23 protein-coding genes are annotated in these 23,562 nt (G+C 47.2%); 4 read left to right on the forward strand and 19 right to left on the reverse strand.

What is annotated here, in order from left to right:
• Window positions 1–57: 57 nt before the first annotated feature.
• From pyk to dnaE, 6 genes are all read right to left on the reverse strand, one after another.
• Window positions 58–1,815: a pyruvate kinase gene (gene pyk / locus JNUCC21_RS15150; RefSeq protein WP_007613076.1), complete on the reverse strand. Its 1,758-nt coding sequence runs from the start codon at window positions 1,813–1,815 to the stop codon at window positions 58–60.
• Between the two features lie 39 nt (window positions 1,816–1,854).
• A complete protein-coding gene (pfkA, locus tag JNUCC21_RS15155; RefSeq protein ID WP_007408068.1) occupies window positions 1,855–2,814 on the reverse strand; it encodes a 6-phosphofructokinase in 960 nt (319 codons plus the stop codon).
• A gap of 191 nt (window positions 2,815–3,005) precedes the next feature.
• The gene (accA, locus tag JNUCC21_RS15160) at window positions 3,006–3,983 is read right to left on the reverse strand and encodes an acetyl-CoA carboxylase carboxyl transferase subunit alpha (protein ID WP_007408067.1); all 978 of its coding nucleotides are present in this window, start codon (window positions 3,981–3,983) and stop codon (window positions 3,006–3,008) included.
• Complete coding sequence (gene accD, locus JNUCC21_RS15165; RefSeq protein ID WP_007613077.1) at window positions 3,968–4,840, reverse strand: acetyl-CoA carboxylase, carboxyltransferase subunit beta; 873 nt, start codon at window positions 4,838–4,840, stop codon at window positions 3,968–3,970. The genes accA and accD overlap by 16 nt, the downstream gene beginning before the upstream one ends.
• Window positions 4,841–5,168: 328 nt before the next feature.
• Complete coding sequence (locus JNUCC21_RS15170) at window positions 5,169–6,401, reverse strand: NADP-dependent malic enzyme (protein WP_038464145.1); 1,233 nt, start codon at window positions 6,399–6,401, stop codon at window positions 5,169–5,171.
• Between the two features lie 139 nt (window positions 6,402–6,540).
• Window positions 6,541–9,879 (reverse strand): DNA polymerase III subunit alpha, encoded by a 3,339-nt coding sequence (dnaE, locus tag JNUCC21_RS15175; RefSeq protein ID WP_369878291.1) that lies wholly within the window; start codon window positions 9,877–9,879, stop codon window positions 6,541–6,543.
• A gap of 142 nt (window positions 9,880–10,021) precedes the next feature.
• On the opposite strand from dnaE, the gene JNUCC21_RS15180 reads away from it, so the two are divergent.
• The 3 genes from JNUCC21_RS15180 to JNUCC21_RS15190 all read left to right on the forward strand — a co-directional run bounded on the left by JNUCC21_RS15180 (window position 10,022) and on the right by JNUCC21_RS15190 (window position 11,160).
• Window positions 10,022–10,363: a YtrH family sporulation protein gene (locus tag JNUCC21_RS15180; protein WP_003152438.1), complete on the forward strand. Its 342-nt coding sequence runs from the start codon at window positions 10,022–10,024 to the stop codon at window positions 10,361–10,363.
• Complete coding sequence (gene ytrI / locus JNUCC21_RS15185; protein WP_007408062.1) at window positions 10,360–10,863, forward strand: sporulation membrane protein YtrI; 504 nt, start codon at window positions 10,360–10,362, stop codon at window positions 10,861–10,863. Before JNUCC21_RS15180 ends, ytrI begins: the two co-directional genes overlap by 4 nt.
• A 105-nt stretch (window positions 10,864–10,968) precedes the next feature.
• Window positions 10,969–11,160, forward strand: a complete 192-nt coding sequence (locus JNUCC21_RS15190) for a hypothetical protein (RefSeq protein ID WP_007408061.1) — start codon at window positions 10,969–10,971, stop codon at window positions 11,158–11,160.
• 17 nt (window positions 11,161–11,177) lie between these two features.
• Here JNUCC21_RS15190 and JNUCC21_RS15195 read toward each other — a convergent pair whose 3' ends face one another.
• Window positions 11,178–12,119 (reverse strand): bifunctional oligoribonuclease/PAP phosphatase NrnA, encoded by a 942-nt coding sequence (locus JNUCC21_RS15195; RefSeq protein ID WP_003152435.1) that lies wholly within the window; start codon window positions 12,117–12,119, stop codon window positions 11,178–11,180.
• Between the two features lie 116 nt (window positions 12,120–12,235).
• Between JNUCC21_RS15195 and JNUCC21_RS15200 the strand changes: the two genes are divergently transcribed.
• On the forward strand, window positions 12,236–12,538 hold the full coding sequence (locus JNUCC21_RS15200; RefSeq protein ID WP_216061793.1) for a YtpI family protein: 303 nt from the start codon (window positions 12,236–12,238) through the stop codon (window positions 12,536–12,538).
• Window positions 12,539–12,566: 28 nt separating this feature from the next.
• Here the strand turns inward: JNUCC21_RS15200 and JNUCC21_RS15205 are convergent, their stop codons facing one another.
• From JNUCC21_RS15205 to JNUCC21_RS15260, 12 genes are all read right to left on the reverse strand, one after another.
• Complete coding sequence (locus JNUCC21_RS15205) at window positions 12,567–13,883, reverse strand: CBS domain-containing protein (RefSeq protein ID WP_012118175.1); 1,317 nt, start codon at window positions 13,881–13,883, stop codon at window positions 12,567–12,569.
• 138 nt (window positions 13,884–14,021) lie between these two features.
• Window positions 14,022–14,708: a metal-dependent hydrolase gene (locus JNUCC21_RS15210; protein ID WP_007408057.1), complete on the reverse strand. Its 687-nt coding sequence runs from the start codon at window positions 14,706–14,708 to the stop codon at window positions 14,022–14,024.
• A 60-nt stretch (window positions 14,709–14,768) separates the two neighbouring features.
• A complete protein-coding gene (locus tag JNUCC21_RS15215) occupies window positions 14,769–15,536 on the reverse strand; it encodes an SDR family oxidoreductase (RefSeq protein ID WP_012118176.1) in 768 nt (255 codons plus the stop codon).
• Between the two features lie 137 nt (window positions 15,537–15,673).
• Window positions 15,674–15,802, reverse strand: a complete 129-nt coding sequence (locus JNUCC21_RS15220) for a hypothetical protein (RefSeq protein ID WP_007408056.1) — start codon at window positions 15,800–15,802, stop codon at window positions 15,674–15,676.
• Between the two features lie 73 nt (window positions 15,803–15,875).
• A complete protein-coding gene (gene argH / locus JNUCC21_RS15225; protein WP_039254221.1) occupies window positions 15,876–17,252 on the reverse strand; it encodes an argininosuccinate lyase in 1,377 nt (458 codons plus the stop codon).
• Window positions 17,249–18,460: an argininosuccinate synthase gene (locus JNUCC21_RS15230; RefSeq protein ID WP_003152428.1), complete on the reverse strand. Its 1,212-nt coding sequence runs from the start codon at window positions 18,458–18,460 to the stop codon at window positions 17,249–17,251. Before JNUCC21_RS15230 ends, argH begins: the two co-directional genes overlap by 4 nt.
• 152 nt (window positions 18,461–18,612) lie before the next feature.
• Window positions 18,613–19,125 carry a molybdenum cofactor biosynthesis protein B gene (locus JNUCC21_RS15235; RefSeq protein ID WP_369878292.1) on the reverse strand — a complete coding sequence of 171 codons (513 nt, stop codon included), beginning with the start codon at window positions 19,123–19,125 and terminating at the stop codon, window positions 18,613–18,615.
• Window positions 19,126–19,225: 100 nt separating this feature from the next.
• Window positions 19,226–20,413 carry an acetate kinase gene (locus tag JNUCC21_RS15240; RefSeq protein WP_007408053.1) on the reverse strand — a complete coding sequence of 396 codons (1,188 nt, stop codon included), beginning with the start codon at window positions 20,411–20,413 and terminating at the stop codon, window positions 19,226–19,228.
• Between the two features lie 310 nt (window positions 20,414–20,723).
• Complete coding sequence (locus tag JNUCC21_RS15245) at window positions 20,724–21,710, reverse strand: class I SAM-dependent methyltransferase (RefSeq protein ID WP_007408051.1); 987 nt, start codon at window positions 21,708–21,710, stop codon at window positions 20,724–20,726.
• A 61-nt stretch (window positions 21,711–21,771) separates the two neighbouring features.
• Window positions 21,772–22,275 carry a thiol peroxidase gene (gene tpx / locus JNUCC21_RS15250; protein ID WP_007613091.1) on the reverse strand — a complete coding sequence of 168 codons (504 nt, stop codon included), beginning with the start codon at window positions 22,273–22,275 and terminating at the stop codon, window positions 21,772–21,774.
• 113 nt (window positions 22,276–22,388) lie between these two features.
• Entirely contained in the window at window positions 22,389–22,829 is a 441-nt protein-coding gene (ytfJ, locus tag JNUCC21_RS15255; protein ID WP_003152423.1) for a GerW family sporulation protein, read from the reverse strand.
• 12 nt (window positions 22,830–22,841) lie between these two features.
• Window positions 22,842–23,531, reverse strand: coding sequence for a DUF2953 domain-containing protein (locus JNUCC21_RS15260; RefSeq protein WP_174737996.1), 690 nt, complete (start codon window positions 23,529–23,531; stop codon window positions 22,842–22,844).
• Window positions 23,532–23,562 lie beyond the last annotated feature (31 nt).

Below are 23,562 nucleotides of genomic sequence, written 5' to 3' on the forward strand. Positions count from 1 at the left end.
AAAATCAGCCTAAAGACAAAAGAGAAGGGAGAACCCCCCTCTCTTTTTTAAAGCTGTTTAAAGAACGCTTGCGCGGCCTTCATACACAGCGCCGCGGGCAGCGTCAACTGTGATAACCTGTCCTTCTGTTAAAACTGAAGTTGCGTTCTCCAGACCGACGATAACCGGAATGCCCAAGCTTAAACCGACAACGGCTGCATGGCTTGTCAGACCGCCTTCTTCAGTGATGAGCGCTGATGCTTTTTCAAGTGAAGCGATCATGTCGCGGTCAGTGCTTGAAGCAACCAATACTGCACCGTCTGTCATTTTTTGTTCAGCTTCTTTCGCATTTTTTGCAACAACGACCGGCCCGAATGCAGATTTGCGTCCGATGCCTTGTCCTTTTGCGATAATGCTGCCGACAGTGTGGACTTTCATCAGATTCGTCGTGCCTGATTCACCGACAGAACCTGCTGTAATGACAATCAGATCACCGCGTTTCACGATGCCGCTGTCAAGTGATTTTTGAACCGCGTCTTCAAGCATTTCATCGGTTGAAGTCGCGTTTTGGCCGCTTGCCGGGAATACACCGAATACAAGGCCGAGTTTGCGTGATACAGACTCATTGACCGTAACCGCTACAATCGGAGCCTGCGGACGGTATTTCGCGATCATACGCGCCGTATGGCCGCTTTCTGTAGGGGTAACGATAGCTGCCGCACTCAGATTGATCGCCGTGTGCGCAACTGATTGGCCGATCGCATCGGTAATCGTCATGCCGACCTGATCTCTGCGTTTAGACAGAATTTCTTTGTAGTTCAGAGATTCTTCCGTGCGTGTGGCGATGTTAAACATTGTTTGAACCGCCTCGACAGGATATTGTCCCGCAGCCGTCTCACCGGAAAGCATGATAGCGTCTGTGCCGTCGAAAATGGCGTTGGCAACGTCACTTGCTTCAGCACGTGTCGGACGAGGGTTGCGCTGCATGCTGTCAAGCATTTGTGTCGCAGTAATAACCGGTTTGCCCAGTGCGTTGCATTTTTTGATCATTTCTTTTTGCACGAGCGGCACTTCTTCGGCCGGAATCTCTACGCCGAGGTCTCCGCGCGCTACCATTAAGCCGTCAGATACTTCCAGGATCGCATCCAAGTTGTCCACGCCTTCTTGGTTCTCGATCTTAGGAATGATTTGAATGTCAGACGCGTTATGCTCTTCAAGCAGTTCGCGGATTTCCAGGACATCCGTAGAACGGCGTACAAATGACGCAGCGATGAAATCAACGCCTTGCTCGATACCGAATACGATGTCTTTGGCGTCTTTTTCAGTAATTCCCGGAAGGTTGACGCTGACGCCGGGAACGTTTACGCCTTTTTTATTTTTCAGCGTGCCGCTGTTTAAGATTTTTGTTTTGATTTCGTGTTTTTCCGGATTTGATTCTAGCACTTCCAATCCGATTAAACCGTCATCCAACAGGATGATAGACCCTGCTGACACGTCGTCTGCCAGGCCTTCATAAGAAACTGAGAATTTTTCAAGCGTTCCCAGCACCTGTTTCGTAGAAACGATAATTTCATTTCCCGCCTGAAGCTCAAGCGCGCCGTTTTCCATATCGTGCGTGCGGATTTCCGGACCTTTTGTATCGAGGAGAATCCCCACGTTTTTGCCGAGCTTTTTGCTTGCTTCTCTGATGTTTTTGATTCTTGCGCCGTGCTCTTCGAAATCACCGTGTGAAAAATTCAGACGAGCAACGTTCATACCCGCTTCCATCAATTTTGTCAGCATTTCTACACTTTCACTGGCCGGACCGATTGTACAAACGATTTTTGTTTTTTTCAACTCGTTCACTTCCTTCTGAAATCTTCAGCTTCTTCCGCCTTAAATAGACAGTTCTTTTGAAAGCTGATACATGTTTGGTTCAACAGTATGTTTTGATTCTAAAATTTCTATAATATCATGGTCTACAAGCTTGTTGTTTTGTATACCTACGCAGCGTCCGCCTTTTCCTTTAAGCAGAAGCTCAACCGCGTAAGCGCCGAGGCGGCTTGCAAGAACCCGGTCAGAAGCGCTTGGAGATCCGCCGCGCTGGATGTGCCCTAAAACGGATACCCGTGTTTCAAGGTTCGTTTCTTCTTCGATGCGTTTTCCGAATTCAACCCCGCTGCCTACCCCTTCTGCAACGATGATGATACTGTGTTTTTTGCCGCGGTCGTGCCCTCTCTTCAAACGGCCGATAATTTCCTGCATATCGTAGTCCGCTTCAGGAATTAAAATTGATTCCGCTCCGCCTGCAAGACCTGCCCATAAAGCAATGTCGCCCGCATGGCGCCCCATCACTTCAATAACGTATGTACGCTCATGAGACGTAGCGGTGTCACGGATTTTATCAATCGCATCAATTACGGTGTTTAACGCCGTATCAAATCCGATCGTAAAATCAGTTCCCGGGATGTCATTATCTATCGTACCCGGTACACCCACACACGGAAACCCGTGTTCCGTTAATTTTTTCGCACCCATGTATGAACCGTCTCCGCCGATGACGACAAGACCTTCAATGCCGAGTTTCTTTAAATTTTCGATTCCTTTTTCACGGCCTTCAACTGTTTTGAATTCAGGACATCTGGCCGTGTACAGCTTTGTTCCGCCGCGGTGGATGATGTCACCGACCGAACCAAGCTCCAGTTTCTCTATTTTACCGCTGATTAATCCTGAATAACCGTTATAAATTCCGTACACTTCGACGTCGTGGTAGATAGCTTTCCGCACAACCGCGCGCACCGCAGCGTTCATACCCGGGGAATCCCCGCCGCTCGTTAAAACTCCTATACGCTTCATTTCCTATTCACCTCAGCAACATATATATGTTAAACATATCATGATCATTGCCCTAAAACAATGAAAAGGGACGCCTGAGCTCCCATGAAACCTTACCTATTATACAATTAAATAAATTGTTTTTAAATAAAATTTAAGGAATATCACAAAAATCACAAAAAATAAACGTGAGCCATAGGCTTCACGTCTATTCAGTTTACCCCGATATATTGATCCTCAACCGAAACTTTCCCGATTGCTTTATATTTTTCATAGCGCTGTGAGATCAATTCTTCGGCGTTCAATTGAAGAAGAGATTTTAACGTTTCTTTAAGAATACCGTCAATGTAGCCCGCCTGCTGCTTAATATCATGGTGAGCTCCGCCCTTCACTTCTTTAATCATATCATCAATAATTCCTAATTCTAATAAATCGGGCGCAGTAATCTTCATGGTTTCGGCCGCTTTTTTCGCAAGGCTGGAGTCTTTCCACAAAATGGATGCGGCTCCTTCAGGAGAAATAACGGAATACGTCGAGTTCTCAAGCATCAGCATGCGGTTGCCCACACCTAACGCAAGCGCGCCTCCGCTGCCGCCTTCCCCGATGACGATACAAACGACAGGCACTGTCAGGCCGGCCATCTCGAACAGGTTCTTGGCGATGGCTTCACTTTGTCCCCGCTCCTCCGCCGCTTTACCCGGGTACGCTCCCTTCGTGTCGATGAAGCAGATAATCGGGCGGTTGAACTTATCCGCCTGCTTCATGAGACGAAGCGCTTTGCGGTAGCCCTCAGGGTGAGGCATCCCGAAATTGCGGACAAGGTTTTCTTTCGTGTCTTTTCCGCGCTGATGTCCGATGACGGTGACCGGCATGCCGTGATATTTGGCGACTCCGCCGACAATCGCAGCATCATCTCCGTATGTTCTGTCTCCGTGGCACTCAAAAAAGTCGGTAAACAGGTATTGAATGTAATCTAGCGTCGTCGGCCGGTCGGGAAGGCGTGCGATCTGCACTCTGTCCCACGGCTTCAGGTTTTTATAAATCTCATCCTGAAGCTTGCTGAGCCGGTCTTCAAGCCTTGCGATTTCAGCGCTTAAATCCATCTCCGAATCTTGGGTGAATTTTTTCAGTTCGGCGATTTTCGTCTGCAGTTCAATCACCGGTTTTTCAAATTCTAATCTTGCAGCCACTCATGCTCACCTCCTGTTTGGTGCATGTCCAGCAGAAATGCGAGTTTGTCTTTCATGTCGTTTCGGTGAATCACCGCATCAAGCTGGCCGTGCTTTAATAAAAATTCCGCCGTCTGGAAATCTTCCGGCAGTTTTTCCCCGATCGTCTGTTCAATAATACGTCTTCCGGCAAATCCGATCAAGGCGCCCGGTTCAGCGAAATTATAATCACCGAGAGACGCGAAACTGGCCGATACGCCGCCTGTCGTCGGATGGGTCATGACAGAAATAATCAGTCCCTGCTCCTCACTGAACAGTTTTAATGCAGAGCTTGTCTTTGCCATTTGCATAAGACTTAAGACCCCCTCCTGCATACGTGCGCCGCCGGAAGCGGTAAAGATGATAAACGGGACTTTTTCCTCTTTTGCTTTTTCAATTGCAAGCGTGATTTTTTCGCCGACAACCGAACCCATGCTGCCCATTCGGAATGTTGAATCCATGATCGCGATCACGGCCGGGAATCCGCTGATGGTTCCTTTTCCGGTAACCACCGCTTCATTCAGCGATGTTTTCTCACGGTCTTTTTCGATTTTTTCTAAGTATTCCGGGAAACCGAGCGGGTTTTCAGATATCATTCCCTGGTTGAATTCTTCGAATGAATCTTCATCCAGGAGGCTTTCAATGCGCTGCTTTGCATTCATCGGGAAATGGTGCCCGCAGTTCATGCAGACGCGCAGGTTTTTATCTAACTCTTTTGTGAGCATGATTTTTTTACATTTGGAGCACTTTGTCATAATGCCTTCCGGAACATCATGTTTTGCCTGCTCAGACGGCACGGAAGCATATTTTTTCTTTTTTGTGAATATATCCTTTAACAAATGATTACCTCCCTTTTGTGAAGGGTTCTCTTCACTGCATGTCTTCCGATTAGATAGACTTAATAATAACTTTACCGAAACTATTGTACTTTTTTTGTCAAACGGTGTCATCCTCCATTCGACATTTTTTGCTGCAAAACAGACGGAAACGGACGGATTTCATACCGTGAAAAGCGTTGTTCAGCCTTATCTGTCAGCGTTTTCAAAAGAAATAAGGATTCTGCTGAAATTTTTTTAAGACCTGCCCTTAAAAAAATGCCAGCAGTCCGTATATTGAACAGCAGCGCGTTGTTTTTTTCCAACGCGCTGCCATTTCATTTTTGTGTTATTATTCGCCGATAACCGTGAGCTGTCTTGTTTTTTCAGCCACTTCCTCAGGATCGACCGTAATTCTGGCGACGCCCGTTTCCATCGCTGCTTTCGCAACAGCTTTCGCAACGGCAGGAGCCACACGTTTGTCAAATGGAGCCGGGATGACATAATCAGCGCTTAAGTCTTCCTCTGAAACAAGGGAAGCAATCGCTTCAACCGCAGCAATTTTCATTTCTTCGTTGATGTGAGTCGCGCGAACGTCAAGCGCCCCGCGGAAAATTCCAGGGAATGCCAGAACATTGTTGACCTGGTTCGGGAAATCAGAACGGCCTGTTCCGATTACGCTTGCGCCGGCTGCGCGCGCGTCTTCAGGCATGATTTCCGGATTCGGGTTGGCCATTGCGAAGATAATCGGATCTTTCGCCATGCTTTCCACCATTTCTTTCGTCAGCGCGCCTTCGACTGATACGCCGATAAAGACGTCTGCATCTTTAATGACATCCTGAAGCGAACCGTCGTTGCGGTCTTGGTTTGTAAACTTCGCCACTTCGTTTTTCACTGCGTTCATGCCGGCCGGACGCCCTTCGTAAATCGCCCCTTTAGAGTCGCACATTACGATGTTGCGTACGCCGAAATGGTAAAGAAGCTTGATGATCGCGATGCCTGCCGCTCCCGCTCCGTTTGCCACAACTTTAATGGATGACATGGATTTTCCTGATAATTTCAGCGCGTTTACAAGTCCGGCAACGGTTACGATGGCAGTGCCGTGCTGATCATCGTGGAAAACCGGGATGTTTGTTTCTTTTTTCAGGCGCTCTTCGATAATGAAGCAGTTCGGCGCCGCAATATCTTCAAGGTTGACACCGCCGAATGTCGGTGCAAGCAGCTTTACAGTGTCAATGATTTTGTCCACATCGTTTGTGTCAAGCGCGATCGGGAATGCATCCACGCCCGCGAAACTTTTGAACAGCACCGCTTTCCCTTCCATGACCGGAAGTGAAGCTTCAGGCCCGATATTACCGAGACCGAGAACGGCTGATCCGTCTGTTACGACTGCTACCATGTTCCCCTTCATTGTATAATCATATACTTTGTTTTTATCGTCATAAATCTCTTTACAAGGCTCAGCTACTCCGGGAGAGTAGGCAAGGCTTAAGTCGTCCGCGTTTCTGACTTCTACCTTTGCTTTTGATTCCAGCTTTCCTTGATTTACTTTGTGTAAATGTAACGCTTCTTCTCTTAATGACATTCTAAACACTCCTTTTAAGTACTTTGTTACATATTCTGCCGCATAGACTGGTACAATCGCTGGAGGTGAAAAATTTCAGAATCTTTAAATAAGATAGCACAATTGTTTCAATTGTATAACAAAACGATTATTGTTACCACTATTTTAACACGACGTTTTCGCGGCCCAGCAGCTCTTTTAAACGGTATAACGCCTGATAGTCCGCCTGAATATGAAAAGTATCCGGCAGCCTGATCGTCTGCTTGTCTTTTTCATAATAAAGATAAACGCCGGTTTCCCCTTTATGCTCCAGTAAAATACGCTTCATTTTTTCCAAAAACTCCTGATTGTGCCGGCTGCCTTCGATTTTGATGTAAACAGACGGCGCTCTGTCTGCCTCCGTCTGCTCAAGAAGAGAGGCGGATGACATGATGAATTGTGTCTTCTCCTGACGCTCTTCCATTTTTCCGGCGGCGAATAATAGCGCGCCTTCTTCTAACAGCGGAGACAGCCTTCTATATTGGTCAGGAAACACGACGGCTTCCATTTCTCCCGTTTCATCGCTTAATGTGAGAAACGCCATATGCTGACCTGTCTTTGTCCGAATCGTTTTGATGCCCGCGAGCAAAGCGCCGATTGACAGCTGCCCCTTCGGCATCTGCCGCGCTGCTGTGATCGCTTTCGCCCCCCGTTTTTTCAGGAGATCCCTGAAAGCAGACAAAGGATGGCTTGAGAAATAAACACCGAGAGCTTCTTTTTCGAACCGAAGCTTGTCCACGAGCGGAAATTCCTCAGCCTCTACATATTTTGGCTTAATGGAGAACGATTCTTCCAAAAACAATCCCATTTGGTCATCGTCTGCACGAAAAAGTTCAGCGTGCTCTAAAGCCACATCAACGGAGGCCAGCAAGGCGGCGCGATTTTGATTGAATTCGTCCATGGCGCCAGAAAATATAAGGGCTTCGATGGTTTTCCGATTCACGCTTTTTGCGGGTACGCGAAAGCAGAAATCGAAAAGATCCTCGAACGGTTTATGTGTTCTTGCTTTATAAATATCTTTCACTGCCGAGACGCCTACGTTTTTAACGGCCCGCAAACTGTATCTGACGGCTCCGTTTTCCGGCGCAAACGGAAAACCGCTTTTGTTTATTGACGGCGGAAGGACTTGAATCCCGCTCCCCTTCGCTTCATGCAGATATTGCGATATTTTGTCCTCATTGCCGATGACGCTCGTCAACAGCCCGCACATAAAATATAACGGATAATGCGCTTTTAAATAGGCTAGCTGATAGCCGATCATGCTGTATGCGACAGCATGGCTTCTGTTGAATCCGTAGTTAGCGAATTTTACAATCAGATCGTAGACCTCGTTTGCAGTGACTACAGAATACTCCTTTTTTAAGCACCCTTCAACAAAATGGCTTCGCTCTCTGTCCAGAATGTCCTTTTGCTTTTTGCTGACAGCCCGTCTGAGCAGATCCGCTTCACCTAATGAAAACCCTGCCATGCGCGAGGCGATCATCATTATCTGCTCTTGATAGACGATGACGCCGTAAGTGTCACTGAGAATATTTCTTACGTCCTCGTGCGGCACTTCCACACGCGCGCGGCCGTGCTTCCGCTCGATAAATAACGGAATATTTTCCATCGGTCCCGGCCTGTAAAGCGCGTTAACCGCGACAATGTCTTCCAGTCTTGACGGCTTCAGGCGCTTCAGCACGTTTCTCATTCCTGATGATTCCAGCTGGAAAATACCCGTCGTATCACCGTTTGACAATAGCGAGAACGTTTTTTCATCCTGATAAGAAATCTCGGAAAAATCAATTTTCGTATTCGTCTCTTTTTCAATCATCGTTTTAATGGATTCAATAAGCGTCAAGTTGCGCAAACCTAAAAAGTCCATTTTTAAAAGACCGAGATCTTCCAAGTGATCCATCGCATACTGCGTTAAATACACGCCGTCATGCCCTTCTTGAAGAGGGACAACTTCAGAAAGCGGCTCTTTACTGAGAACGACCCCCGCCGCGTGTGTTGACGTGTGCCGCGGAAGACCTTCAATTTTCCTTGCGATCTGAAACACTTTATGAAGAACGGCGGATTCGGACAGCCTCCTGTTCAGCTGAGCGGACTGCCGCCTCGCTTCATCAAGCGTCATTCCCGGTTTTGACGGAATCAGGCGGGCAAGCTGGTCGGCTTCTTTCGGGCTGATTCCGAACACTCTCCCGGTATCCCTTAACGCCGCCTTTGCGGCCAATGTCCCGAAGGTGATAATCTGGGCGACGTGCATGGCCCCGTACTTATTTTGTACATACTGAATGACCTCATCCCTTCTCGTGTCAGGGAAATCGATATCAATATCCGGCATGCTGATCCGCTCGGGATTAAGAAATCTCTCAAACAGCAGAGAATGTTTAAGCGGATCCACGTCGGTAATGAAAAGGGAGTAAGCGACAAGCGAGCCTGCCGCGGACCCCCTTCCCGGGCCTGTCACAATGCCCTTTTCATGCGCGTACTTCATAAAGTCCCATACGATGAGAAAATAATCACTGAATTTCATGCGCCTGATGACGTCCAGCTCATATTCAAGCCGGCGGACAGCGCGCTCATCAGGAGTGCCGAAACGGAGGCGCAGCCCCTCATGACAGATCTCCGCCAAATAGTCATCGGCTGATTTGCCGTCCGGCGCCGGAAAAGACGGAAGCTGTGTCTGTCCGAGGCTGACATCGACCCGGCATTGCCGGGCGATACGCGCGGCTGCTTCAATCGCTTCCGGATGCCGCGTGTAAAGCTCTGCCATTTCTTCAGGCGCCCTCAAGTATAAGTCCGGCAGATTCCCGCTCTGATCCTCCCACTTCTCTCCGGCTTTAATAGCGCACAGACAGCGGTACGCATCTTGATCTTCTTTCTTGATATAACGGACATCCCCCGCAGCGCAGACAGCGATTTCCGTCTCGGCTGACAGGCGGAGAATCTCTTCTGATAACGTCTCATGTCCTTTAAACGGCTGATACCCTAAATAAAAACGGCCGTCTCCGAACAGCTCCCGGAATCCTTCGGCAGCCCGGACCGCTTCTTCAAACTTCCCGGCTTGAAGCAGGCTTTCAATGTAGCCGTTTTCACCGGGCGTAATGGCGATCAGCCCCTCATGATAGCTCTTCATCCATTTTCGCTTCATGCCGCCCTTTGCCATGGATTGCAGCGCACTTGAGATTTTCACCAGGTTCTGATATCCGATGTTTGTCTCTGCTAAAAGAATGAGCGGATGTGCTTCAAGCTCCGTATCGTCCGTGTATATAGAAGCCGTCAGACCGATAATCGGCTTAATTCCGTTTGATTTGCATGCTTTATAAAACTCAATGGCGCCGTACATCACATTTTCGTCCGTCAGCGCCAATGATGAATATCCGAGTTCCTTCGCTTGTGTAACAAGCTCTTTTACAGAAGCGGCGCTGTTTAACAGACTGTAGCCGCTATGTACTTGCAGGTGAACAAAAGACAATGCCGCCACTCCTTTCCCATACGTTCATTTTGCCTTTCTACATTATAAGACGGGTTTTCTTAAGAAACAAATGTTCTTTTTTGACTCATCATCATACTTGTCCGTTTCGCTCAATATGATAGAAAAGTGAGGTGGTGTATATATGGATCAGGAAGCCGGATTTATGGCGAATTTCATCAGCAGTTATTTTATCGCCCTCGGTGTGTTGCTCGGCGGCGCGCTGATCGGCGGCCTCGGAGCTTATTTATCAGGCGAGCCTCCGCTGACGGCGATCACAAAATTGGCGAACAGGCTGAAGATCTGGGCGCTTGTCGCGGCCATCGGGGGAACATTTGACGCGGTATACAGTTTCGAGCGGGGGCTGTTCGAAGGCAACACGCGCGACATCTTCAAACAGCTTCTTTTAATTATTTCAGCAATGGGCGGCGCGCAGACCGGCTGGCTGATCATTTCATGGCTGACCCAGGAGAATATGTCATCATGAGAATTCCCGAGTATTATAAAAAACCGGGATGGCAGCGTTTTTTCGCGGGAATGATGTGCGGAGCCATCGTCAGCTGGCTGTTCTTTCTGTTTACATACGGAACGTTTCAGGAAGAACAAGTGACGTTAATTGAAAAGCAGCGTGAGCACGCGCGGGATTTAAAAAACCAAATCTCCATCTATCAGAAGGATCTTCATAAATTAAATGAGGATAATAAGCAAAGACTTCTCATCCAAAGTGTTGATGTGAAGCTGATCAATGGGGAAAAATACAGAATCGCCCAGCCTGACAAGATGAAATTTGAGGAACAAGTGAAAGATAATATTTCTGAAGTCATCACAAAAGATATTGAAAGCGTGTATAAAACAAAGGAGCTTTTAAAACGGACGATCGAAAACAAAATATACACCATAAATGAGAAGGAATTTAAAGCTGAAGTAAAGGAACTGACGATTTATACGAGATTGTCTGTCGAAATTCATATTTCTTTTGCGACGTAATTATGTCATTTTTAAAAATTTTCCATAGATCTGTCGCTTTTTTCTCCGCTTTTTTATAAACTGTAGATGAGACATTTTCAATGATTCTGAAGGGAGGAAGGGAAAATGGAGGTTTTTAGTGAACGACGCTTGGCAAAAGATCATGCAGCCCGAATCAGACAAGGCTATTCCGCATATGCAGAAACAGACACACTCGCTTCCCTCATAAAAAAAGAACTCCAAATCTGTAATCTCCGCGTCTACGAAGACCTGACTGATTTCGGCTGCTGGTTCATCCCCGTGACAGATGAACACTAAGAAAGAGGGTCTCCCCTCTACTTGTGTTCGTTACATACCTCTTCCAGATCAGCAAGAATCTGATCGGTTTCATCCCAGCTGAAGATGGATGCGCCGGCCGCAAGCGGATGTCCGCCGCCATTGTATTTCCGGGCAATTCCGTTGATGACCGGACCTTTTGAACGGAACCGGACTCTGATTTGATCGTCTTCTTCTACGAAAAACACCCAAGCGCGGATACCCGAAATATTTCCGAGTGTCCCGACAAGCTGCGACGCTTCAGAAGCGGTGGTTCCATATGTCTCCAAAATGTCTTTTTTAATGAACACGGAAGCGACGCCGTTTTCAGACAGTGACACATTTTGATAAATAAAGCCGTTAAGCTTCACCACATTTAATTTTGTTTCATACAATTGATTGAACAGCTCTGACGATGAAAATGGGAACTCAATGAGCTCTCCCGCGTATTTTAATGTCTTTTTTGTGGTGTTCGGGAATAAGAAGCGCCCCGTATCACCGACGATACCCGCGTAGATCAGCTCAGCTGCTTTCGTATTCAGTTTCCAGCCGTGCTGCTTTCCTTCCAGGTACAGCTCATAGATCATTTCGCTTACGGAGCTTGCATTCGTATCGACCCATAACAGATCGCCATACGGATCTTCATTTGGATGGTGGTCTATTTTCATGAGCTTTGCGCCGGAATGGTAGCGCTGATCGTCGACCCTGCCTTGGTTTGCGGTGTCGCACACGATGACAAGAGCATCTTTATAGGTTTCGTCATCCACCTCATCGAGGGAATATAAAAAAGACAAGGACGGCTCAGGCTGTCCGACGGCAAAAATATTTTTTTCGGGATACGTTTCCCGCAGGATTTCCGTAAGGCCGCACTGTGAACCGTAGGCGTCCGGGTCAGGCCTCACATGTCTATGTAAGATAATGGTGTCATATAATGATATGGTTCTGATCAGTTCGGATTTCATCGCTTTCTCCTTTTCGTTTTTATTCATTTAATCATACTCTTTATCCATGGAAAAGGAAAATCTTTCAGCAACGGTATAAACGGTTTTGCAAACTCATATAATGGAGGATTTCATTTATGCTGGTTTTTGTTTTTCTCATCGGGCTTTCTGCCTGCTTTTACGTGTATTACAAAGTAAAAGGAATCCAGACGAAACGGGCGCTGGAAAAAGAATGTTTTTCGGCTAAATCAAGTATGGCATTAGGCGCGCTGGTGTTTTTGTACGGAGTAAACCAAATGATTCTGTTTCACTCCGTCCTGACCCTGGTCATCGGCGGCGTCTTCATTTTAATCGGAGCAGGCAGCACATGGGCCGGGTATAAAGCCTATAAGCATTATGAGCCCATCCACGCAAAGGAAGCGGAGAGGGACCACGCATAATGAATGCCAAGGGACCCGGGTGCGTCCCTTAACTTCTCTCCATCAGCTGCACCATGAGCATTGCTTTTGAAACGATGCCGCTCTGGCTTGACACTTCCACTTCCATTTTCCCGAATTTCCGGCCCGCCTCTAAAATGCGCGGTTTCACTTCAATGACCGACTCCATCTGTACGGGCTTCAGGAAGAAAATCGTAATGCTTTCAATGACCAGCTCGCCGCGTTTGCGGGAACGTAAAAATCGGCTGGCGGCCTGGGTTAAAATCGTCGTAAACACCCCGTAAGAAATCGTGCCGAGCTGATTGGTCATTTGCGGCGTGACTTCATATTGATAAACGGCCGGCGTTTTGTCATCTTCGTCTTCTTTAAATCCCCTTGAAACAATATCATCCAGCTTTTCCCCGACCTGAGGCTGCTTTTGAACCATTTGAAGCGCTTTTAAGACATCCTGGCGGCTGATCATTCCGATCAGTTTGTGATGCCCGTCTGTCACCGGAAGCACTTCAATTCCTTCCCAAACCATCATTTGAGCCGCTGAGGCGACAGATGTTTTCCCGATCACCGTGACAGGGTTTTTGGTCATTACTTTTTCAATCGGAACTGACCGGTCATGCCCCGCGATATCTTTCGATGTGAGGATTCCGTGGATTTTCATCTGCTGATCGATCACCGGGAAGCGGCCGTGTCCGGTTTCATAGTTTTTTTCGTACCATTTCTCCAGCTTATCCTTAGGGGACAGCGTCACTGTCCGATCTGCGGGCGTCAAAATGTCTTCCACGAGCACAATCTCTTTTTTTATGAGCTGATCATAGATCGCCCGGTTGATCATCGCGGCTACCGTAAAGGTATCGTAGCTCGTGGAGAGAATCGGAAGCTCAAGCATATCGGCCAGCTCGATAATGCTGTCGTCGGTATTAAACCCTCCCGTTACCAAAACAGCCGCGCCCGCTTCAAGCGCCTGGCGGTGGGCGTTGATTCGGTTCCCGACGATTAACAAGTTCCCCGCCGCCGTATAACGCATCATCGCGTCAAGCTCCATCGCGCCGATCACAAACTTATTCAACGTTTTATGCAGACCGGCTTTTCCGCCGAGCACCTGGCCGTCTATCACATTGACGACCTCGGCGTATGTCAGCTTTTCAATATTTTCTTTTTTCTTCTGTTCAATCCGGATGGTCCCCACACGTTCAATAGTGGAAACGAATCCTTTGTTTTCGGCTTCCTTAATGGCTCTGTAAGCCGTTCCTTCACTGACTTTCATTTCTTTCGCAATTCTTCTGACCGAAATTTTTTCACCGACAGGAAGCGAATCTATGTATGATAGGATTTGTTCATGCTTTGTTGCCAAGCGTTTCACCTCTAAGGACAGTCTTCTGCTTTTATTATAAGGGTACGGGGGATTCATTCGCAATGAGACGCCCGAAAAAAGGCGGCATCACAAAAAGACCTTCTGAATGCTTGATTCAGAAGGTCTTTGACACATATGTCAGGCAAGCTCAATGGTCTCGCCGACCGCCATGACTTTGCCGACGCCTCCGGGCAGACTTTCGGCGAAAGCGTCAGGGTCCTGTTCAATGACGGGGAATGTATTGTAATGGACGGGAACGACCTGTTTCGCTCTCAGCCACTCAGCCGCGAGTTTCGCATCTTCAGGGCCCATGGTGAAGTTATCACCGATCGGCAGAAACGCCAGGTCAATGTGATTCAGTTCCCCGATCAGTTTCATATCAGAGAACAGCGCCGTGTCCCCGGCGTGGAAAATCGTTTTGCCGTCAATCGTCAATAAAATCCCAGCCGGCATCCCCGTGTACGTAATGGTTTTGTTTTCTTCATCAGTGACCGCCGATCCGTGGAATGCCTGTGTCAGTTTCACTTTGCCGAAATCAAATTGGCGCGCCCCTCCGATATGCATCGGGTGGACCTTTAAACCTTTAAAGCCGAGATAAACGGCCAGCTCGTTCGGCGCAATAACGAGCGCATCGTTTTGTTTAGCGATCTGCTCTGTATCTCCGACATGGTCATTGTGTCCGTGAGTAAGCAGGATGACATCCGCTTTCACTTCTTCCGGTTTCAAATTTGTCAGACTGTTTCCGGTCAGAAACGGATCAAAAATAATGTTATGGGTTTTCGTTTCCACTTGAATGACAGAATGTCCGTGATAAGTCACTTTCATCGTTTTCACCTCATAAAAAATTAATATTTATCAAGTTCCCTTTTTGACAAACGAAAAAACTTACAGGGATTGATGCCTGTTAATCACATTCAGCCCGCCTGTTGCTTCAATGACCGTTCCGGTTACAAGATCGGAATCATCTTCACATAAAAAGGCGATGATTCTCGCAATGTCCTCTCCGGTTCCGGACCTGCCGATCGGCGTCTTTTCTTTGCCGATTTTCCGTCTTGCTTCCTCTATAGACGCTTCTTTCATATCTCCTACAATATCACCCGGGCAGACCATATTGGCCGTAATGCCTGATTCAGCTTCTTCAATCGCAATGGTTTTCGTTAACGAAGCCAATCCGACTTTAGCCGCTCCGAAAGCGGAACGGTGAAGCCAGCCGGGGGCATGGTCCGCTCCTTGAAAACCGTATGTAATAATCCGGCCGAACCGCTGCTGTCTCATGACCGGGATAACCGCTTTAAACAGATGGAAAACGGCGCTTAAATTCCCTTCAAGCATGTCATACCATTCGTCATCGGAGTAATCGGCAAGCTTTTTGCGCTCAAATATGTACGGCCCGGCATTGTTAATCAGTATGTCAATCCTTCCAAACCGCTGAAGGGCTGCATCGGCGATCCGCATGAGATCTTCTTTCCGGGTTACATCGCCCTTAACGAATTGCAATCTGTCATGGCACCCGGGATAATCCGCCTTCAGACAGGCGACCGCTTCTTCGTCTTGTCTGTAATTCACTGTGACAGAAAAGCCTTTTTCCAGAAGCATTTCAGTCACTTTTCGGCCCAATCCCTTTGTACCGGCAGTGATTAGAGCATGTCGCACATTGAATACCCTCCCCAGGCAACGTTGCCGCTTCAATAAAATCAAGACGTTTCTCCCTCTACTTTACTATAAACAAACGGCAATATCACTTTTTTGCACTTCGTCCGCACGAAAAAAAAGCCGTCTTTACAGACAGCTTAATTTTCTGAAGGAGCAGAGGCTTCCTCCATGCCGACATAACCGCTTTCGTATGCCTCTGAGATGAGCCTGGCCGTTTCTTCACTTTCTTTTTCATCATAGATGTAACGGTCTTGTTCTTTGCGCATTCCTTCTACCTCCCATCTTTATAGATGTAGGGTGTCTGATATGACGGGAAAATATGAAGGAAATTTCAGCAAATTAAATGCCGGCGCAGGCTTTTGCTTTTACGAGCGCCTGTTCTACCTGCTGAAAACCCGTTCCGCCGGCGCTCATTCTTTTTTCAACCGCATGATGCGGATCGAGCACGGTATAGATGTCTTCTTCAAAGAGACTGCTGGCTTGAAGGAATTCTTCAAATGCCATATCACTTAAATAGATTCCTTTTTCAATGCAGCTGTACACAAGCTTGCCGACCACTTCATGCGCTTCTCTGAACGGCATGCCTTTTTTAGCTAAATAATCGGCAAGTTCCGTCGCGTTTGAAAAATCTTGTTTTGTCGCTTGTTTCATGATGTCTTTGTTTACTTTCATCGTTTCAATCATGCCCGTGAAAATCTGAAGGCTTCCTTCAACGGTTTTCACCGTGTCAAACATGCCTTCTTTATCTTCCTGCAGGTCTTTGTTGTAAGCGAGCGGGAGCCCTTTCATAATCGTGAAAAGCCCCATCATATCACCGTATACGCGTCCGGTTTTACCGCGGATCAGCTCCGCCATGTCGGGGTTTTTCTTCTGCGGCATCATGCTGCTTCCCGTCGCATACGTATCATCCAGTTCAATGAATCTGAATTCCTGCGAGCACCATAGAATGATTTCTTCTGATAAACGCGAAAGGTGCATCATCAGCATGCTGCTGCCGCTTAAAAACTCGAGAATAAAATCTCTGTCACTGACTCCGTCAAGACTGTTCTCATAAATGGAGTCAAAACCGAGCAGCTCCGCCGAATAGTTACGGTCTATCGGAAACGTGGTTCCGGCAAGCGCCCCGCATCCGAGCGGCGATATGTTAATCCGCTTCATAGCATCGCGAAAACGCTCTTTATCCCGTTCAAGCATCCAAAAATAAGCAAGCAGATGGTGGGCGAAAGAAATCGGCTGAGCCCGCTGCAAATGGGTGTACCCCGGCAGAATGGTCTCGACATTGGCCTCCGCTTTTTCGATCAGCGCTTTTTGGAACTGTTCAATCAGCACGATGATATGTGAGACATGATCTTTCAAATACAAATGCATGTCGGTCGCCACCTGGTCATTCCGGCTTCTGCCGGTATGGAGCTTGCCGCCTAGCGGTCCGATTTCTTCGATCAGCATTTTTTCAATATTCAAATGGATATCTTCATAATCAACAGAGAATTCAAGCGTTCCTTCATCTGCTTTTTGCAGGAGGGTCTGCAGCCCCTGTCGGATGGCGCCTTCTTCTTCTTCCGTCAGAATGCCGCATTTTTTCAGCATTGCCGCATGAGCGAGAGACCCTGTAATATCCTCTTTGACTAAGTTTTGGTCGAATGTGATGGATGCGCCGAACTCATCGACCCACTTTTCCGGTGTTTTTTGAAAACGGCCTCCCCAAAGCTTCTTCATGCTTCAATCTGCTCCTTCTTTTTCACAATGCTGTTTACTTTTGTCGGCAGCCCCCAAAGCTCAATGAAACCGATTGCCGCGTGATGGTCAAAAGCATCGTCTTTTGTATATGTCGCAAGTTTTTCGTCGTAGAGTGAATATTCCGACTTACGTCCTTCTACAATGGCATGGCCTTTAAACAGCTTGACGCGCACGACGCCGGTGACGTGTTTTTGGGTTTCTTTCAAGAATGCAAGCAGCGCGTCTTTTAACGGCGAGAACCATAAACCGTTATAGATGATTTCAGACAGTTTTTGTTCAATTGCCGGTTTGAAATGGGCCACTTCTTTCACTAAAGTCAGATCCTCAAGTTCTTTGTGAGCCGTAATCAAAGTCATGGCGCCCGGGCACTCATAAACTTCACGGGACTTAATGCCGACCAGGCGGTTTTCCACATGGTCAATCCGGCCGATGCCGTGTTTTCCGGCAGTCTCGTTCAGCTTGAGAATTAAATCAGCGAGCGGGTAGGTTACGCCGTCGATTGAAACCGGAACACCGGCTTCAAATGCGATTTCGATGATTTCCGGAACGTCCGGCGTGTTTTCAAGAGATGCTGTCAGGTCATATGCCCCTTCAGGCGGCGCCGCCCACGGGTCTTCTAATATACCGCATTCATTGGCGCGTCCCCATAGGTTCTGGTCGATGGAATACGGGCTGTCAAGATTGATCGGAATCGGTATGCCGCGGCTTGCGGCATATTCAATTTCTTCTTCACGCGACCATTGCCACTCACGGACCGGAGCAATGACCTCCAGATCAGGATTTAATGATTTAATGGATACTTCGAAACGCACCTGATCGTTGCCTTTTCCCGTGCAGCCGTGCGCTACAGCCACCGCGTTTTCCTTTTCCGCGACTTCAACGAGTTTTTTCGCGATCAACGGACGGGATAGTGCAGATACGAGCGGATACTTGCCTTCATACATTGTATGGGCCTGCATAGAAATGAGCGCGTACTCCCGGGCGAATTCTTCTTTCGCATCAATCACATAGGAATTTACGGCGCCTACTTCCAGCGCTTTTTGCTGAACGAATGCCAAATCCTTTCCTTCCCCTACGTCTAAGCAGCAGGCAACAACATCGTATCCCTGTTCTTGCAGCCATTTTATCGCTACAGAAGTATCAAGACCTCCTGAGTATGCCAATACAACCTTTTTTTGTTCTGCCATGTTAAAAGCTCCCTTTTGTATAAAAATTAGTTTTAATTAATAAAAATGCATTTTGTATGTATACACTGTAACAAGTAAATTCTGTTTTTTCAAGCCTTTTATAAAAAAAACCCCACCCAATTTTTTGAGCGGAGCAGAGCCTTTTTATACATTTATAAATCTTTTCGGATTTCCCGGAGCACATGGGGCAGTTCAGGAATAATCAGTTTACTCATTGCAAGCTTTACGGCGCCTGAGGAGCCGGGCGTGCAGAAGACTGCGGTATTTTGGATCACACCCGCTGCCGCCCTGGACAAAATGGCGGCGGAACCGATGTCCTCCGTATAGCTCAGCATGCGGAACAGCTCGCCGAATCCCGGGAGTTCTTTTGAAAACAGCGGCGTGACCGCTTCAATTGTGACATCCCTTTCGGCAATGCCCGTCCCTCCGTTTAACAGCACCGCATCTGTATATTCATCCATACAGCCGGATGAAACGGCTTTCTGCAATTCATCTTTTTCATCTTTAACAATGTCATAAGCGACCGTTTCAAATCCCGCTTCCCTGAGGAAGTCCATCATGACGCGCCCGCTCTTGTCGGTTTCTTTCGTTCTCGTGTCGCTGACTGTAATCACCTTGCAGCGCACGGCTGACGGGGCTTCTTGTTTATGTTCATGCACACTCATTGCTTCACCTCATCGTTTATGTAATAAACATATCGTAACGTTTGATTCTGGGGCATTCAATAAAAAAGCACACCCTAAAAGGATGTGCTTTTTTTGATCATTACTGTGCAAGGCGGACAACGTCGCGTGCGATCATGACCTCTTCGTCAGTCGGAATGATCATGACTTTGACAGGAGAGTGAGGGTAGCTGATAAACGCTTCCTCGCCGCGCACGTTGTTCAGCGCAGGATCCCAATATACACCCATGAATTCTAAGCCGCGAAGCACGCGTTCTCTGACTTCAACGCTGTTTTCACCGATACCCGCAGTGAAAATAATCGCGTCAACGCCGCTCATTCTCGCAGCGTAAGAACCGATGTATTTATGGATTCTGCTTGCAAACACTTCAAGAGCCGTTTCCGCTCTTTCGTTTCCTTCTTTTGAAGCTTCTACGATATCGCGAAGGTCGCTGGAGAAACCGGATACGCCAAGCAGTCCGCTCTTTTTATTTAACGTATTTAATACTTCATCTGCCGTCTGATCCGTTTTTTCCATAATGTACGGAATCAATGCAGGGTCGATGTTTCCTGAACGTGTTCCCATCGCGACACCCGCAAGCGGTGTGAAGCCCATTGACGTATCAATGGATTTTCCGCCTTCTACCGCCGCGATACTTGCGCCGTTACCGAGGTGACAGGAAATCAGACGCAAATCTTCAAGCGGGCGGCCGAGAAGCTCAGCTGCGCGCTGTGTCACGTATTTATGAGATGTGCCGTGGAAACCGTATTTGCGAATGCCGTATTTCTCGTAGTATTCGTACGGTAGGCTGTACAGGTAGGATTGTTCAGGCATCGTTTGGTGGAACGCCGTATCAAACACTGCAACCGCAGGCACATTCGGAAGCACTTCTTTAAAGGCTTTAATGCCGACGATGTTAGCCGGGTTGTGAAGCGGCGCTAGTTCTGAAATCTCTTCAATCTCACGGATTGTTTCATCCGTAAGCAAAACAGAATCGCTGAATTTTTCTCCGCCGTGAACCACACGGTGGCCGATTCCGTCAATTTCATTTAGATCCTTTATAATACCGAATTCAGTCAGCTTGTGAAGCAGCATCTTCACCGCAACCGCATGATCCGGAATATCTGTCACTTCTGTATTTTTTTCGCCGTTAACAGAGATTGTGAAAACGCTGTCGGCGATACCGATCCGTTCTACTAAACCTTTTGTTAGCACCTTTTCTGAAGGCATTTCGAATAACTGAAATTTTAAAGATGAGCTTCCTGCGTTAATTGCAATAATTTTAGACATAAATGACGCTCCTATCAAAATTCTTCTTCGTTTGTTCGTTCTTTTTTCCCAGACCATAACTGCAGTCCAAAAAATATCTGACTTTTCCATTTAAACATTGTCAACTCAGCATTTCAAGTCAACATCCACATTGGTACCGCTTACAATATGAAGTCGATATTTTCTGATAAATTTCATTTGTGCCAAATGGACGGCACGGTCTTACGGAATGTTATTTTCTTTCCTTAATTTGTGTTATCGTCCTGATTCCCATTCATTTTAAAAAGCAAAAGCAGCGCGGGATTTTGCATCTCACACTGCTTTTTCGCCATTATTTTTCTTTTTGAATCCATTGATCCAATTTTGCCGTCATCTCCCGCATCGCCTGCTGGTTCGCAAAAGAAGGAAGATTCGCCAAAAGCGCTTGTTTCGGTGGCTTTGCGTCTTCGCCTTTTTTCTGCAAGATTAAAATGCTCTTTGCCTGCGCTTCGTCTTTAAACATAGTAGCCGGCAGCTGAAGAAGGGCGTTGATATACACTTTTTCCGCAAAAAACCGCTTCAGTTTATCGCTTTGCGCGCTGTCAAACAGATGGTTCGGAATCATAAAAAATAAGTATCCGCCCGGTTTTGTATGTTTGACGCTCTGCTCAATAAATAAGTGGTGAGCGAAAGAGTGGCCTTCATCCGCTTTCAGCTCAAACGCTTCAGCGCCTTCGTCATTCGGATAGTAGCCGACCGGCAAATCGCAGATGACCGCATCGGCCGGTTCGATAAATAACGGCTGAAGACTGTCCTGGCAGAACAGCTCCATTTCTTTTTCCTGCAGATTCGCCTGAGCATAAGCGATCTTCAGAAGGACATCGTCGATTTCAATGCCGAAGCTTTTTGCCGCTTTGTCAGAAAGCTGGTTTGCCGCGGTCAGCAGAAGATTTCCGGTGCCGCAGGCGGGGTCCAGCAATGTCAGGCCTTTTCGGCCGCCCGTAAATTTATTCACGAGGTAACTGATGAAAATGCCGATCGTATCAGGCGTCATCTGTCTGTTCGGATGGGACTTATCTTTCAGCCCTTTTAAAATGGCGAGCTGGAACGCCTTGCGGATCCATTCATGCTCCCACTTTCTGAAGTCTGCTTTCGCGAGCAGGCTGTTAAGCTCGCCGGTTTGCTTTTCCTGAAGCGGAAGCTGGTCGGCCTTTTCAAGAAAATACATTTCTCCCGCTTCCGCAAGCCCCTCAATATAAGAAATCTGAAGGCCTTCTGCTATCACTTGGGCGGCTTCATCTAAAAGTTCATAAATCTGACCGACATGGTCGTGTTGCATGCTGTTTCCTCCTTGCCATGAAAAGAGCTCCGCGGCAGCACCCGGAGCTCTTTTTCTCTCTTTACTTGATTAACGCTTTTGCAGCTTCGATAGGCTTTTCATAATTCGGGTGGTTTGTCGCTTCGCTTACGTATTCCGCGTAAACGACTTTTCCGTCCTGATCAAGGACAAATACGGAACGTGCCAAAAGACGAAGTTCTTTGATGTGAACACCGAATGCTTCACCAAATGACATCTCTTTATGATCCGATAATGTTTCCACTTTATCAATTCCGTTCGCTCCGCACCAGCGCGCTTGTGCAAACGGAAGGTCGGCGCTGATTGTATAAACGTTCACATCACCGAGTTTTGCGGCTTCTTCGTTGAAGCGGCGTGTCTGCGCGTCACATACGCCTGTGTCAATGGAAGGAATAACGGATATGATCGTTACTTTCCCTTTCATATCTGCTAATGTCTTCTCTTCTAATCCGTTTGTCAGAACCGTGAAGTCAGGAGCTTGGTCCCCCGGTTTCACTTCTTGTCCGATCAGCGTCACGGCTCCGCCTTTAAATGTAATTTCAGCCATTCTGATTCCTCCCTTTATATGTATAGCTCTATCATAGTCGAGTTTTATGCAAACTGCAAAGGTTATGCCGCATCGTAAAAAAAGCTAACTGCGGGCGGCAGTTAACTTTTCTGTTATAAATCGATATCCGTTCTTTTTTGGTTCCGGCCTTTTTCATTCTTTTTAAACATATGCTGGATGCGTTCAATCGTTTGAGGCGCGGAGTCTAACAGTTTATCAATCAGGTGGGTGTTTTCGTCTAAATGAAGCATGCGCACGCCGTTTGTTCCGACAATCAGAAACGCAATCGGCGTAATGGATACTCCGCCGCCGCTTCCGCCGCCGAACGGGAGCTTCTGCTCTTTTCTTTCATCATCATCGGTTCTTTTTTCAGCCGGCTTTCCTCCAAACTCGCTTCCGCCCGCCGCAAATCCGAAGCCGACCTTTGAAACCGTTAAGATTACGCTGCCGTCAGGCGTTTCAACAGGATCGCCGATGATTGTATTCACGTCAATCATTTCTTTTAAATTTTCCATAGCGGTTTTCATTAAACCTTGAATGGGATGGTCTGCCATATGCGCTCCTCCTTAAACTGATGAATCATTCTTTGAAGCAACCGGAACCGGCTGTTTCTTTCGTATGATAGAAAGTCCGTTCCGCCCGTATTTGAGCAATTTGAAAGCTGCACCTATAAGATGTCCAAAACGAAAAAAGAATATACACTGCAAATGCGTCTTGGATGCAGGCACTTGAAAAGACGGAATGACTTCGCACACCGGTTTATGTATGAAACGCAGATGATCATACAGCATCGCCGTAAGTCCTCCCTTTACGGCCCACAATCCGCCGGCGGCGATTCCAGTAACGGCGGCGTCCTTTATTCCGATAACCGTCACCCATTCGAACTTCGTAACACGGACTCCCGCAAGAAATGAAGCGACGATTTGGCGCATCTGAAAGACTTGGTGCAGAATCATTTCTATTCTGTGAATGCTCTGTTTGACATCTTCATATGTGATTTTTTTCTTCTCTTTTTTCTGACCTTTCATTTCTGATTTTGTGTCCTGTTTGACATCAATTGACGCGTCTTCGCTGTTTACTTTAATGACGGGCAGCGTTTTTTTAATACGGATCAGCCCGTATAAGGCCGAGATTTTAAACGTCAGTTTGTCGTTATCTTTATCGTGAAGATATTCGAAAGTCAGGTGGATTTTCATCCTCATGAGCAGCCAGGCTAAAATGAGAATGAGAATAACAGCTGCTGCGGCATATCCCATAAGCTTCACTTCCTTAGCAGCATTATCGCCA

Origin of the sequence: Bacillus sp. JNUCC-21 (assembly GCF_041222765.1) — a bacterium.
In the GTDB taxonomy this organism is placed as follows: domain Bacteria; phylum Bacillota; class Bacilli; order Bacillales; family Bacillaceae; genus Bacillus; species Bacillus velezensis.